At 64.2% G+C, this 12,977-nt stretch carries 9 protein-coding genes and 1 pseudogene; 9 read left to right on the plus strand and 1 reads right to left on the minus strand.

The genetic code is table 11. The features are described 5' to 3' along the window. The first annotated feature begins 16 nt into the window (after nt 1-16). From V1288_RS04635 to V1288_RS04665, 7 genes are all read left to right on the plus strand, one after another. Entirely contained in the window at nt 17-1,594 is a 1,578-nt protein-coding gene (locus V1288_RS04635) for an isochorismatase family protein (RefSeq protein ID WP_334355955.1), read from the plus strand. A 13-nt stretch (nt 1,595-1,607) separates the two neighbouring features. After that, nucleotides 1,608-2,234: an FMN-dependent NADH-azoreductase gene (locus V1288_RS04640; RefSeq protein WP_334355956.1), complete on the plus strand. Its 627-nt coding sequence runs from the start codon at nt 1,608-1,610 to the stop codon at nt 2,232-2,234. A 73-nt stretch (nt 2,235-2,307) separates the two neighbouring features. After that, nucleotides 2,308-3,321: a zinc-dependent alcohol dehydrogenase family protein gene (locus V1288_RS04645; protein ID WP_334355957.1), complete on the plus strand. Its 1,014-nt coding sequence runs from the start codon at nt 2,308-2,310 to the stop codon at nt 3,319-3,321. A 303-nt stretch (nt 3,322-3,624) separates the two neighbouring features. Beyond that, nucleotides 3,625-4,698 (plus strand): efflux RND transporter periplasmic adaptor subunit, encoded by a 1,074-nt coding sequence (locus V1288_RS04650; protein WP_334355958.1) that lies wholly within the window; start codon nt 3,625-3,627, stop codon nt 4,696-4,698. Nucleotides 4,699-4,747: 49 nt separating this feature from the next. Beyond that, entirely contained in the window at nt 4,748-5,428 is a 681-nt protein-coding gene (locus tag V1288_RS04655) for an ABC transporter ATP-binding protein (RefSeq protein ID WP_334361191.1), read from the plus strand. Beyond that, on the plus strand, nt 5,425-6,585 hold the full coding sequence (locus tag V1288_RS04660; protein WP_334355959.1) for an ABC transporter permease: 1,161 nt from the start codon (nt 5,425-5,427) through the stop codon (nt 6,583-6,585). The genes V1288_RS04655 and V1288_RS04660 overlap by 4 nt, the downstream gene beginning before the upstream one ends. A 2-nt stretch (nt 6,586-6,587) precedes the next feature. Next, nucleotides 6,588-7,778, plus strand: coding sequence for an ABC transporter permease (locus V1288_RS04665; protein ID WP_334355960.1), 1,191 nt, complete (start codon nt 6,588-6,590; stop codon nt 7,776-7,778). Nucleotides 7,779-7,783: 5 nt separating this feature from the next. Here V1288_RS04665 and V1288_RS04670 read toward each other — a convergent pair. Further along, nucleotides 7,784-8,760 (minus strand): annotated as a pseudogene (locus V1288_RS04670) (Bug family tripartite tricarboxylate transporter substrate binding protein). A gap of 203 nt (nt 8,761-8,963) precedes the next feature. On the opposite strand from V1288_RS04670, the gene V1288_RS04675 reads away from it, so the two are divergent. Both V1288_RS04675 and V1288_RS04680 read left to right on the plus strand, forming a co-directional pair. Then, nucleotides 8,964-9,908, plus strand: coding sequence for a LysR family transcriptional regulator (locus V1288_RS04675; RefSeq protein WP_334355961.1), 945 nt, complete (start codon nt 8,964-8,966; stop codon nt 9,906-9,908). Nucleotides 9,909-10,290: 382 nt separating this feature from the next. Beyond that, on the plus strand, nt 10,291-12,966 hold the full coding sequence (locus tag V1288_RS04680) for a flavin-containing monooxygenase (protein ID WP_334355962.1): 2,676 nt from the start codon (nt 10,291-10,293) through the stop codon (nt 12,964-12,966). Nucleotides 12,967-12,977: the final 11 nt, after the last annotated feature.

Consider the following 12,977-nt stretch of genomic DNA (forward strand, 5'->3'; position numbering starts at 1 on the left):
CTGAGAGGACGGACCGATGACGCACGTCACGCTGCGCGCGGAATTCGAAACCCTGATCGATCCCTATGCGCCGGTCGGCCAGGTCGGCACGGGCTTCGATTTCACAGAAGGGCCGATCTGGCATCCGGTCCATCACTATCTGCTGTTCTCGGATATGCCCGGCGATGTGCGGCGGCGATGGGACGCCAAGCGCGGCGTCGTCGAGGTCAAGCGTCCGTCGAACAAATGCAACGGCATGACCTATGACGCCGAGCTCAACCTGCTCGTCTGCGAGCATGCTACCTCGTCCTTGATCCGCGAACGGCCCGACGGAAGGCGCGAGGTGGTCGCGTCGCATTTCGAAAACCAGGAGCTCAACAGCCCGAACGACGTCTGCGTCCATTCGAGCGGGGCGATCTATTTCAGCGATCCCTGGTACGGCCGCATGCCGGTCTACGGCGTCGAGCGGCCACGGCAGCTCGGCTTCCAGGGCGTCTACCGCGTCCCACCAGGCGGCGGTCCGCCGAAACTCGTGGTCGACCGCCATCTGTTCGACCAGCCCAACGGCCTCTGCTTTTCGCCCGACGAGCGCCTGCTGTATGTCAACGACACCACGCAGGCGTTGATCCGCGTCTTCGACGTCGAAACCGATGGCTCGCTCGCCAATGCGCGCGTTTTCGCCAGCGGCATACGTTCCGAGCTCGAGCCCGGCCTGCCCGACGGCATGAAGTGCGACCAGCGCGGCAATGTCTGGGTCACCGCGCCCGGCGGCGTCTGGGTTTACTCCCCGGCGGGCGAGTTGCTCGGCAAGGTCCGTGTGCCCGAACTCGTCGCCAATCTCGCCTGGGGCGGGCCGGATTTTCGCACGCTGTATTTGGCCGCGACACATTCGGTCTATGCCATCCCGGTCAAGGCGGGGCCGCGCCACGAACCCTATATGAGCGGCCGCGCTTCGACCGGCGCCGATGCAGCCTCCTCCCCGGCTGCCGCACCTCAATTAGCCGGCGGCGACATGCAGCTCGATCCGCGGCGCTGTGCAATGATCATTCAGGATCTGCAGAACGACGTGATCATGGAGGGCGGCGCGTTCGCCGATTCCGGCTCGCCTGCGCACGCGCGCCAGCAGCGGGTGGTCGACAATGTCCGCCGCCTCGCCGAAGCCGCACGGGCGCGCGGCGTCGTCATCATCCATGTCTGGTTCATCGTCGAGCCGGGCGCGCCCGGCGTCACGCTCAACGCGCCGCTGTTCGAAGGACTGGTCGACAGCGGTGCGATGGTGCGCGGAAGCTGGGGCGCTGCGCCGGTTCCCGGGCTGGAGCCGCGCGCCGGCGATTTCGTCGTCGAGAAGATGCGCATGAGCGCCTGGGAAGGCACCAGGCTGGAGACGATCCTCAAGGCAACTGGCCGTGACATGATCATCAATACCGGCGCGTGGACCAACATGTCGATCGAGCACACCGCCCGCACCGGCGCCGACAAGGGCTACTTCATGATCGTCCCTGAAGATTGCTGCTCGACCATGAACGCCGACTGGCACAATGCCTCCATCAACTTTGCGATGCAGAACGTCGCCGTCGTCACCAACGCCGATGCGGTCATCAGGGGGCTGGGATGAACAGAGCGCGGCCATGCCCAAACTCTTTCACCTGAGCTGCTCGCCGCGCGCAGACTCGGAATCCTCCGCCGGCGCGCGGGTCTTTATTGACCGCTTCCGTCAGGCACGACCGGACTGGGACATCGACGTGATGAATCTGTGGCGGGATCACCTGCCGGAATTCGAGGGTTATGTCCTGGAGGCCAAATATGCCCGCATCAACGGGCGGGCATTCACGGATTCGCAGCGCGATGCGTTTGCGGTCGCCGAGCGCATCGCGCTCCGCTTCGCGCTCGCCGACCGCGTGCTGATTTCGACGCCGATGTGGAATTTTGGTATTCCCTACAAGCTGAAACAATGGATCGACGTCATCACCCAACCCGGGCTGGCGTTCCGCTATGATCCGGCGCAAGGCTATCTGCCGCTGTTCAAGGATCGGCCGACGGTCGTGATCCTGGCCAGCGGCAGTGATTTCATCACCGGTATGAATCGCGGCCGCATCGACATGGCGACCCCCTATCTGCGCGAGGCGCTGCGTTTCATCGGCGTGAGCGACGTCCGTTTCGTGCCGATCGGACCGACCACCGGGCCGGATGAGCCGATCCGCACCGCACGCGAAGGCGCGCATCGGCGACTGGCCGAGATGGCCGCGCGGTTCTGATCCACAGGCGTGGCGGAACCGGAACATTTGCGGCAATATCGCGCTTACACGGCTGCGCCGAAGGAGAACCCCGTTGAAGTGCTACGAGCTACAGGGCCCGAACGGAATCGATGGACTTGCCCTCGTCCACAAGCCTGTGCCGGAACCCGGTGAGGGCGAGGTGCTGGTTCGGCTCAGGGCGGCAACGCTAAACTATCGCGACCTTCTCACCGTAAAGGGCGGGTACGGTTCGCGTCAGAAATTTCCGCTCGTGCCGGTTTCGGATGGGGCTGGTGTCATCGAGCGGGTCGGCCCGGGCGTGCGGGAATTTGCGCCTGATGACCGCGTCATCGGCAGTTTCTTTGAAAGCTGGGTCGCCGGCGAACCGAGCGAAGCGAAGATGCGTTCGGCCCTCGGCGGCGCGGTGGACGGCGTCCTTAGCGAGTATCGGATCTTTCCGAAGCACGCGCTGGTCAGAACGCCGGCGCACCTCAGCGAGATCGAAGCCGCCGCACTGCCCTGCGCGGGGCTCACGGCCTGGAGCGCAGTCGTCAAGCTTGGTGGCATAAAGCCCGGCCAGACCGTTCTGACGCAAGGCACCGGCGGGGTCTCTCTCTTTGCAATTCAGTTTGCGAAGATGTGCGGCGCGCGCGTCATCGCAACCTCATCCAGCGACGCCAAGATCGAACGCCTCAAGACGCTCGGCGCAGACTTCACCTTGAACTACAAGGCGACGCCCGACTGGGGAAAGAAAGCCCGCGAGTGGAGCGGCCACGGCGTCGACCTCGTCGTCGAGGTAGGCGGGGTCGGTACGCTGAACGAATCGATCAGGGCGACCAGGATCGGCGGCACGATCGCCTTCATCGGCGTGCTCGCCGGCCCGCCCCCGTCAGACCTGCGGCTGCCATTGATGGTCATGCAACAGCAGCGGCTGCAGGGCGTCACCGTCGGATCGGTCGAGGACCTCAAAGCGATGGTGGACGCCATCGCGTTTCACCGGATGAAGCCGGTGGTCGACAAGGCCTTCTCGTTCGATCAGGTGAAACAGGCGTTCGCCCATATGGAAAGCGGCGCACATTTCGGCAAAGTGGCGATCGAGATCGGGTGAACCACTGCACACCAAAAATGGCGGCATCTGGTCACATGCAACTCTTGCTGGTTCCAGCAATTGCTTCCGCCGCCATTAAGCTTTAAATTCCCGCTATTCGCCTCGTCGAAAAACGGGCGCCGCCTGGCGCTCGCGAGAGCTGAACGGGATTTACAACCGAGCTGGGGTCGCTGCCTCATGGAAGCTGAGGGCCCGCCCCCTACGATGGCGAGATATGTAGACCGGCTGTGAGCGAGACCACCAGCGCGAGAAATGATGCCGCCCGCGCGGAAGTTGCAGCGAGCAGCCGCATGGAAATGAACGATGACCGAAGACAAGAGCAAGTTGCTGAGATCGCTGACCATCGATCGCAGCGCTGGCAAGGCGGAGCGACCTGGTCGCCGCTGGTTGCCGATCTCGGCGGCAATTGTCGCCTGCGTCGTCGCGTTCGCCGCCTTTGCCGCTTTCGAGCTCCACAGGCAGGATTCGCCCAAGGAGACGACCGCATCACAGACCGCACAGCAGCCCGCCGCGCAGCCGCAGGCAACGCAGCAACCTCAGCAGCCTGCGACAAACAACAAGGCGGCCGGCAATCTGGCGGCCTCCGGCTATGTGGTGGCGCGCCGCAAGGCAACCGTTGCGGCCGAGATCACCGGCAAGGTGGTCGAGGTCTTCATCGACGAAGGCATGACGGTGACCAATGGTCAGGTCGTGGCGCGGCTCGACAGCGTGCTCGCCGAAAAGGATTATGAGCTGGCGCGCTCGCGGGTCGAAACGGCCGATGCCGCGATCGCCGCGATTACCGCCGATCTGGACGACGCGACCCGGATCATGTCGCGTGTACAAACCCTGTCGCAAAAGAATTTCGCGACCGAGGCCGATTTGACCAAGGCGCAGGCCCGGGTCGGTGTGCTCAGCGCGCAATTGCGCCAGGCGCAGTCGCAATTCGAGACCGCCAAGATCGACGCCAAGCGCAGCGCCTCGATGCTCGACAAGCATCAGATACGGGCGCCGTTTGCCGGCGTCGTCATCGACCGCAGCGCACAGCCCGGCGAGATGATTTCACCGATGTCGGTCGGCGGCTACACGCGCACCGGCATTTGCACCATCGTCGACATGGATTCGATCGAAATCGAAGTCGACGTCAACGAAGCCTTCATCGGCCGGGTCGCCCCTGGAGGTGCCGTGAACGCGATGCTGGATGCCTATCCGGACTGGACCATTCCCGCCTCCGTCATCGCCATCGTGCCGACCGCGAACCGCGAGAAGGCCACGGTGAAGGTGCGCATCCGCTTCGACAAGAAGGACCCGCGCATCCTGCCCGACATGGCGGTGAAGGTGAACTTCCTGGCTGACGCCAAGACAAAGGGCGCCACTGAAGCCACCGCCGCAAACTAGCATCCAGCCGGAATCCCTGGAGGAGACAAGCGTGACAGCCGAGCATCCGATGGTTCGCCTTACCGGCGTAGCTAAGCGTTTCACCAAGGGCAAGGAGACGATCTCGATCTTCGATCATCTCGATCTGGCCATTCCCCGCGGCGATTTCATTGCCGTCATGGGGCCGTCCGGTTCGGGCAAGACCACGCTGCTCAACCTGCTGGGCGGCATCGACCGCGCCGACGCCGGCGAGATTGCGGTTGCAGACCAGCGCATCGACGGCCTCTCCGAGAGCGAATTGGCCGCCTGGCGAGCCGCCAATATCGGCTTCATCTTCCAGTTCTACAATCTGATGCCGATGCTGACCGCGGCGCAGAACGTCGAATTGCCGCTGTTGCTCACCAAATTGCGGAGCAAGGAGCGCGCCGAGCGTGTTCACACCGCGCTTTCCGTGGTTGGGCTTACCGATCGCGTCAAGCACCGTCCGCGCGAGATGTCGGGCGGCCAGCAGCAGCGCGTTGCGATTGCGCGCGCCATCGTCTCCGATCCGAACCTGCTGCTGTGCGACGAGCCGACCGGCGATCTCGACCGGCAATCGGCCGACGAGATTCTTTCGATCCTGCAACTGCTCAATAGCGATCTCGGCAAGACCATCGTGATGGTCACGCATGATCCTGCCGCAGCAGACTACGCCAAGCGTATCCTGCATCTCGACAAGGGTCGCTTCGTCGAACGGGAGCTTGCCGCGTGAACGACTTCGACCTGGTCCGGAAGAACCTGTTCCGCCGCAAATTGCGCGCCAGCCTGATGATCGCGTCGATCCTGATCGCCTTCATGATCTTCGGCGTGCTCGCCGGATTCTACCGCGCCTTCACCGCCGGCGAAGATGCCGCCGCCGCGGACCGGATGATCACCGTCAACAAGATCAACTTCACCCAGCCGATGCCGATCGCCTACTTCAATCGCGTACGCGCGGTGGAAGGGGTACGGCAGGTGACCTTCGCCAACTGGTTCGGTGGCTATTACCAGGACCCGAAGAATTTTCTGATGGCGCTCGCGATCGAGCCGAACACCTATTTCGACGTTTACCGCAGCGAATTCGAGGTTCCGCCCGAGCAGCTTCAGGCCTTCATGCGTGACCGCGGCAGCGCGGTGGTCGGCGAAAAACTGGCGCAGAAGTGGGGCTGGAAGATCGGCGATCGCATCCCGGTAGCGAGCAACATCTTCAGCCAGAAGAGCGGCGGCCACACCTGGGACCTCACCATTACCGGCATCGTCAAGGGCAAGGCCGAGCATGTCGACACCAACTTCCTGCTGTTCCAGTACGCCTATTTCGACGAGACCCGCAGTTTCGGAAAGGACACCATCGGCTGGATGATCCTTCAGACCACGTCGCCCGAAAACAACGACCGCGTGGCCAAGGCGATCGACGCGATGTTCGCCAATTCCACCGCCGAGACCTCCACCGACACCGAGAAGGCGTTCGGCAAGGCGTTCGCGGCCCAGTTCGGCAACATCGCGCTGATCGTGTTGCTGGTGGTTGGCGCGGCCTTCGTCACCATCCTGATGATCGTCGGCAATACCATGGCGCTGTCGATCCGGGAGCGTACCCGTGAGATCGGCGTGCTGAAGACACTCGGCTTTTCAGGTCCGCGGATCCTCAGAATGGTGCTCGGCGAATCCGTGCTGCTGGCGCTGCTCGGCGGCATTCCCGGACTGGCGATTGCGGCGCTGATCGCAGCGGCGCTTCGCACCAGCCTCTCCAACATCGCGCCCGCTTTTGCGGTATCGCCGACCATCGTCCTGCAAGGATTGGCGCTGATGATCGCGCTGGGGCTGATCACGGGGATCATTCCGGCGCTCAACGCCATGCGGCTCAAAATTGCAACCGCGCTCGGACGGGGATAGGCATGCGTTCGCTCTGGCTTCAAGTGGCGGCGGTTACTGTCATCAACCTCAAGAGCATTGCGCAGCGGCGCTGGCTCTCGCTCTCGACGGTGATCGCGATCGCGCTGGTGGTGATCGTCCTCCTCGCATTCCTCGCAATGGCCAACGGCTTCCAGCGCACGATCGCGGGATCCGGCGCCGATGATATCGCGATCGTGCTGCGGGCGGGTTCGCAGGCCGAGATCAACAGCACGGTTAGCCGCGATCAGGTGCGGCTGATCGAGGACGGTCCCGGCATCGCCCGCGGCAGCGACGGCAAACCCCTGATCTCGCCGGAGCTCTATCTGGTCGTCGACGGCATCAAGCGCTCGACCAAGACCAAGGCCAACCTGCCGCTGCGCGGAATCGGCGAACAAGGCAGTACGCTGCGCAAGGACATCGTCATCACCGCAGGCCGCATGTTCAACCGCGGCAGCAACGAGGTGGTGGTCGGCAAGGCCTTGCTGCGGGAGTTCGAGGGCTTCGACCTCGGCTCTACCGTGTCGTTCGGCGCCACGCGCTGGACCGTCGTCGGCGTGTTCGAAGCCGGCGGCAGCGTGTTCGAATCCGAGATCTGGGCCGATCTCAACGTGGTGCAGAGCCTGTTCAACCGCAACAACGTCGTTCAGACCGTGCGCGCGCGCCTCACCGGACCGGCCGCACTGAACGAACTCAAGAGCTACAGCGACAACGATCCGCGGCTGAAGCTCGATGTCAAATCCGAAGCGGCTTACTTCTCCGAACAGGCCTCGCAGACCTCGGATCTGATTCAGAAGCTCGGCTGGCCCTTGGCGATCGCGATGGCGCTGGGCGCGATCGCCGGCGCGCTCAACACGATGTATTCGTCGGTCGCCGCCCGCGCGACGGAGATCGCAACGCTGCGCGCCATCGGCTTCGGTGGCTTCCCCGCCTTCGTCGGGACGCTCGCCGAATCGCTGCTGCTCGCCGTCATCGGCGGCATGTTGGGCGCCGCCGCTACCTATTTGATTTTCGATGGCGTCACGGCGTCGACCCTTGGCGGCAACTTCACCCAAGTGGTGTTCGACTTCAAGCTCAGTCCCTGGCTGATCGCCGAGGGTGTGGCGCTTGCGCTGATCGTGGGCCTGATCGGCGGACTGTTTCCCGCCCTGCGGGCCGCGCGACTGCCGATCGTCGAGGGTCTGTACGCGAACTGAGCCTGTTATTCGCCCTTGAGGCCTGCCGCGCGGATCACCTCACCCCATTTGCGCGTCTCGTCGTCGATGAATTTGCCGAACTCGGCGGCTGTGCCGCCATTCGCTTCCAATCCCTGGGCCAGCAGCTTTTGCTTCACCTCGGGATCGGCAAGCACGCGAATAACCTCCGCCTGCAGCCGGTCGACGATCGGTTGCGGCGTGGCGGCCGGCGCCATGAAGCCATACCAACCGGAAGCGATCACGTTGGAAAGCCCTGTTCGCGCAAAGTAGGAGCCTCGGGATAAATCGGGCTGCGCGCGGCCGACGCCACCCCCAGCACACGCAACTGACCGCTCTGGATGTGCGGCAAGGCGGTGCTGATCGCAGTCAGCGTGGCGTCGAGACGGCTGGCCAGCAGTTCGGTGTACGCCATGTTGTCGCCGCGGAAGGGAACGATGAGGCCTTTGACGCCGGCGTCCCGAAACAGCAGTTCGGCGGCCAGATGGGGCTGCGAGCCCGCACCCGGAGAACCAAAGGTCAAGCCGTCCGGTTTTGACTTGCCGTAGGCGATCATCTCCTGAAGGGTCTTGAAGGATGCCTTCGCGTTCACCACCAGGAACAACGGTGCCATCATCGCCATCGCCACCGGCTGCAGATCCCTGCGGTTGTAGTTCAGTTTCTCGAACAAGGCTTCGGCCGTCGCAAACGGCGCGGCCGCATAGAGGAAGGTGTATCCGTCCGGCGCTGCGCGCGAGACCAACTCGTTGGCGACGCGCGTGCCCGCCCCCGGCTTGTTCTCGACGATGAACTGCTGGTTAAGGCTGCGCCCGAACTGCTCGGCCAGGATGCGCAACGAGATGTCGCTTGCCCCGCCCGCCCCATAGGGCGACACCAGCCGCACAACCCGCGACGGCCACTCGCCCTCGGCAAACGCAGGAAGATGCGGACCTGCGGCAAGACCGGCGGCGATGGTCCCCACCAGGGTTCGGCGTGTGACTTTCATGAGTGCCTCCTGGGAAGAAGAGCCGCCTGGAGTGGCGGCTAGTCCGTCCCGTTTTCATCGGGCCGCGTTTGACGCGATCGCATTGCTGGATCGCCGGGCCTTCGTCTTATCGAGGTCAACGATAGAGACGCGCTTTCTATCGAACAATGTGTATTTTTTGACCGATTGATAAGTTTGACCTATAAATCCAGACTGGAGGCGACATGGCAATGGACGTGACACTGCGGCAGTTGCGCGCCTATCTCGCCGTGCTGGAGACCGCAAGCTTCTCGGAAGCTGCCAAGGCCATGCACCTGTCGCAGGCGGCGCTCTCAGGCCTGATCAAGGAACTCGAGAGCCGCGTCGGCGTCCGCCTGCTGGACCGCACGACGCGAAAAGTTTCGGCGTCCGCGGTTGGCGAAACCTTTGCACCGATGGCGCGGCGCGTGCTCTCAAACCTGGACGAGGCGCTCGACAACCTGACCAATCTCAAGGAGCTCCGCCGCGGCCTGGTGCGTGTCGCAGCGCCCGAAACGTTATCCTGCACGCTGCTGCCGGAGCTCATCGCCGGATACAACGACAGCCATCCGGGCGTCGACGTCCGCTTCGACGACGTGCCGATCCAGGAGGTGCTGGCCGGCCTGCAGAACGGCTCTACCGACATCGGCTTCGGGCCGGCCGGCGTCGTCCCTGATCAATCGGTCGAGGTGCACATGATTTGCGCCGATCCACTCTGGGTGGCGTTGCGCAGCGATGACCCGTTGACAAAGGGCAAGTCGGTCAGTTGGAAGGATCTGCGCGAGCGGCCGCTGCTCAACTACATGCCGAACATCGCAATCAACGTGTTGAGCAACGTACCGTCCCGGCATCACCCCAAGGAGTTGGTGCCGGTGCACCGGGTGAACACCGCGCTGTCGATGCTGCGGGTGAGACGAGGCGCCGTGATCTGCCCCTCGATGGCGGAGCCGCTGGTGCGCGGTTTCGGAATGGCGTTCCTGCCGCTGCTGCAGCCGGCCGTCAAATGGAACATCGCGATGTTCGTGCGGCACAGCGCATCACTCTCGCCCGCCGTGGAGAGCTTTCGTGACTTCACGCTCGGTTTCAGCCCTAACTGGGCGGCACGAGTAATCGAACGCCGCCGCACGAACGAACGGCGCAAGCGCATATAGCGAGCGAGTGCGTAGCACACTCGGTGTCGTCCCTGCGAACGCAGGGACCCCCGCGTGAGCGCCCTGCGCGCATCGCGATACCGCGTGATCCATCGAGAAAGCGCGGTCGCAGACGCCCTGCGTTAGCCGACTGCTGTTGTGAATTGCTGAAGCAAAGCCGTCTCTCCTCCTGCCCATTCCGACGGCCGCGGCGTATGGGCCCCGCGTTCGCAGGGGCGACACGTTGATAGGTTCTCGCATTTTCCCGCGGTGTCTCTGCGGGGCATGGACGACGACGGAGAGCGCAGACTGAGGAACATCCAACGATTGCATTTGTCCTGATGACAAACTGAGCACGCGGCAGTAGCCTACCCAAAATTATAAAACATACGGGAGGAGTAGCATGCCGGACGCAGCGGTCGCAGCACGTTCTTCTGAAACGACAAACAGCGATACGACGCAACAGGTCGATGTCGCCGTCGTCGGCGCCGGATTTGCCGGCCTCTATCTCCTGCATCGCCTGCGCAAGGCCGGGTTCTCGGTTGTCGTGATCGAGGAAGCCGGCGATGTCGGCGGCACCTGGTACTGGAACCGCTATCCCGGCGCACGCTGCGACATCCAGACCATCGACTACAGCTACACGTTCGATCCGGAGCTTGAGAGCGCGTGGCGATGGTCGGAAAAATACGCCACCCAACCTGAAATCCTGCGCTATCTCGGCTTCGTCGCCGACAGATATGAGCTGCGGCGCGACATCCGCTTTTGCACAAAAGTCACGGCGGCGAACTGGGATCAGAACGCGGAACGTTGGCGGCTCACGACAGACAATGGCGCCGGTGTTTCCTGCCGCCATTACATCATGGCCACCGGCTGCCTCTCCGCGCCCAAGCCGCCGGAGATCGATGGCGTCAAGGACTTCAAGGGCGAGATCTATTTCACCGGCCGCTGGCCGCATGAGGAGGTCAAGCTCGCCGGCAAGCGCATCGCTGTCATCGGCACGGGATCATCGGGCATCCAGTCGATCCCGCTGCTCGCGGAGCAGGCGGCGCATCTCACCGTGTTCCAGCGCACGCCGAATTTCGCCCTGCCCGCTCATAATGGTCCTGTCCCAACGGAGCGCACGACGCTGCTGGAGGGCGACCGCGCCGGTTACCGCGAGCAGGCGCGCTGGTCGCTCGCGGGCGTCCCCTATCCGCAACAGATGGCGGTAAGCTGGCAATTGAGCGATGCCGAACGTCGCGAGCGGTTCGAGCAGGCCTGGGCCACCGGCGATCTCGTCTACATCCTGACCCAGCTCTGGGCCGACCAGGGCGTCGACGTCGACGGCAACACGCTGCTCGCTGACCTGATCCGCGAGAAAATCCGCGACATCGTCAAGGACCCGGAGACGGCTGAAGCCTTGACCCCGCACGACCATCCGTTCGGCGCCAAGCGGCCCTGCCTCGATACCAACTATTACGCGACCTACAACCGCCCCAACGTCACGCTGGTCAATCTGCGGCAGGAGCCGATCACGGAGATCACGGCTTCCGGCATCACGACCGACAAGCGCACGTTCGACGTCGACGTGATCGTGTTCGCTACCGGCTTCGACGCCATGACCGGCGCCATCAAGGCGGTGCATCCGATCACGGGCCGCGATGGCAAATCGCTGTCCGACGTCTGGGCCAACGGCCCGCAGAGCTATCTCGGGCTCACCGTCTCGGGCTTCCCGAATCTGTTCCTGATCACGGGCCCGGGCAGCCCATCGGTGCTGTCGAACATGGCGGTGTCGATCGAGCAGCATGTCGACTGGGTGGTCGACCGGCTGGCGGCGATGCGCGAGGCCGGCTTCACGACCATCGACGCAACCGAGACGGCGCAGGCCGGCTGGGCACAGCACATGGCCGACTGCTCGATGATCACGCTGCATCGGCTGGCCAACACCTGGTACACGGGCGCCAACGTTCCCGGCAAGCCGCAGGGCGTGATGCCCTATACCGGCGGCGTCGGTCCCTACCGCAGCATCTGCAACGAGGTGGTCGGCCGCGGCATGCTCGGCTTCAAGCTGACCGGCCCGAACGTTGCAGAGCAATGCAACGACGGCGAGGTGGTTCGCCTGCAGCCGGACGTGCGGCTGGTGCTGGGCATGCTGGCGGAGATGAACCTGCCGCAAATCGAATCACTTGGAGCGCAAGGCGCGCGCGACTTCCTCACCGAATTCAACAAGGGCCGTCCTGCCGGCCGCCCGGTCGGTGAGGTCGGCGACGGCGTGCTGCACGGCGCCGATGGTCTGTTGTCCTACCGTCTCTATCGGCCGGCAACGCCGGGGCCGCATCCGATCGTGGTCTATTTCCACGGCGGCGGCTGGGTGCTCGGCGACGAGCAGTCCGACGATCCGTTCTGCCGCGACATCTGCCGCCGCAGCGGCATGATCGTCGTCAGCGTCGGTTACCGCCATGCGCCCGAGCATCGCTTCCCGGCGGCGGCCGAGGACGGCTATGCGGCGACGCGCTGGATCGCCGAACATGCGGCCGAGCTCGGCGGCAGACCGGGCCCGGTGCTGGTCGCAGGCTGGAGTGCCGGCGCCAACATCGCCGCTGTCACCTGCCAGCTCGCGCGCGATCGCGGCGGCCCGCCAATCGCGGGCCAGTTGCTGGTGTGCCCGGTCACCGATTGCAGGTTCGACCGTCCCTCCTATGCCGACAATGCGGTAGGCTATTTCCTGACGCGATCGCTGATGTTCTGGTTCTGGGACATCTATTGTTCGCCCGCCGACCGCACCGATCCGCGCGCCTCGCCGCTGCGCGGGAATCTGGCAGGCCTGCCCCCGGCGTTCGTCGCCACCTGCGAGTTCGATCCGCTGCGCGACGAGGGCATCGAATATGCCGAGGCGCTGGCTGCCGCAGGTGTCCCGATCGAGCAGCTTCAGGCGCGTGGCCACATCCACACGTCGCTGATGATGGTGGACGTGGTGATCACCGGCGTCAGCGGCCGTGCGAAGATGGCCGAGGCCCTGCGCGGCTTTGCGGGACTGCCGCGGAAGATGGAAGCGACTGAGGATGCCGCGCCGATCGCGGTCAACGCTGCCGCGGGGTAAGCGCGCACGAA

It is taken from the genome of Bradyrhizobium sp. AZCC 2176, assembly GCF_036924645.1.
GTDB lineage: Bacteria > Pseudomonadota > Alphaproteobacteria > Rhizobiales > Xanthobacteraceae > Bradyrhizobium.